Source organism: Promicromonospora kroppenstedtii DSM 19349, from assembly GCF_000515355.1.
Lineage (GTDB): Bacteria > Actinomycetota > Actinomycetes > Actinomycetales > Cellulomonadaceae > Promicromonospora > Promicromonospora kroppenstedtii.
In genome coordinates, this window is the sequence record NZ_KI911617.1 from 1 (window position 1) to 1,304 (window position 1,304).

Here is a 1,304-nt window from a genome sequence, read left to right on the forward strand (position 1 = left end):
GCCGGGTTCTGCGGCGGCGTCGGCCCCCCGGCGCTCGGCTCGTGCGGGTTCTGCGGAGTGTTCTCGCTCATGTGATCCCCTTTTCACTGTTCAGTGATCCGAGGCCACCTTCACCTTTTCTCCGCATGCCCGCATGCGCAATTGCCGAGTTGTTACCAGCCGGTCAGGACTGGACCGGCTCGCCGGTCCACCGCTGGACGAGATAAGCCCCCACCAGCAGCATCGCCGGCGCGACCACGACGAGCCCCAGCCCGCAGGTGAAGACCGACGCGAGGGCCAGCGCGGCGAAGATCGCGAACACGGCGAGCGCCGTGCCGAGGTGGGAGAGCACCAGGCCGACGCCCCCCGCGAGGGCGCGCCCGAAGCCCTCACCCTTGAGCAGCAGGAACGGCACCGCGAGCAGGAGCAGCGTGCAGACCACCTGGATCAGGCCGCCCACCAGGGGCACGACCGTGCTGACGAACCCGATCACCCCGGCGACCAGTGCGTACCCCACCAGGCCGCCCAGTCCCCGCAGCAGGAAGAAGTCGCGGAACCTGACCCGGCGGGTGCGGGTCGCCCCGAGCGCGCCGGCATACAGCAGGGCCTGCAGCAGGAAGCTGACGGCGGTCCCGGCCGCGCCCAGCGCCTTGGCCTCCAGGGTCTGCCCGGCGGCCTGGGCGGCGTCGACCGCCGCCTGGTCGGTGGCGTTCATCAGCCCGTCCAGCGTGGACGGGCTGGCCAGGAGGATGACGGCGACCTGCGCGACGCCCAGCACGAGGCTCATCAGCACCCAGGTGCCCCAGCTCGTGCCGAACGCGCCCCACGCCCAGCGCCAGGCGCGGCCGATCGTCGGCGGGTCCTGGTCCGGCTGCGGAACCGGCTCCTGTACCGGCGGATACGCCGGGACCTGCTGGACGGGTTGCTGCTGGAAGCCGCCGTACGGGTACTGCGCGGGCTGGTAGTCCGGCCGGCCGTACGGGTTGGCGGGCCGGCCGTAAGGATCACGCGGCCCGTAGGGATCCACCGGCTGCGGGGACTGACCGTCCTGCGGGTTCCAGCCTCCGTGGGTGTTGCTCATGCGCGTGCCCCTTGTCAGGCGGTCCGAGCCGCCTCCCCCGAACGTTATGAACAGCACAAGGTATCGACGGTCTCACCTACCGCGCAAACAAACGAAAAGGCACCTCGACCCTTGAAAAGGGCGGCTATCAAGCGGTCAGGTCACGCACGACGGCGTCGGCCAGCAGGCGGCCCTTGAGCGTCAGCACGGCGCGGGCGGGCACTCCGCCGACGGCGGACGGGCCGGCCGCGCCCAGCGCGCCGTC

Annotated in this window: 1 protein-coding gene; it reads right to left on the reverse strand. The window is 71.6% G+C overall.

What is annotated here, in order from left to right:
* Window positions 1-163: 163 nt before the first annotated feature.
* Entirely contained in the window at window positions 164-1,060 is an 897-nt protein-coding gene (locus PROKR_RS04505) for a hypothetical protein (RefSeq protein WP_036959961.1), read from the reverse strand.
* Window positions 1,061-1,304 lie beyond the last annotated feature (244 nt).

Bases quoted from the DNA above. Each gene is read 5' to 3' on its own strand.
- PROKR_RS04505 (WP_036959961.1), bottom strand. From the start codon at position 1,060: ATGAGCAACACCCACGGAGGCTGGAACCCGCAGGACGGTCAGTCCCCG.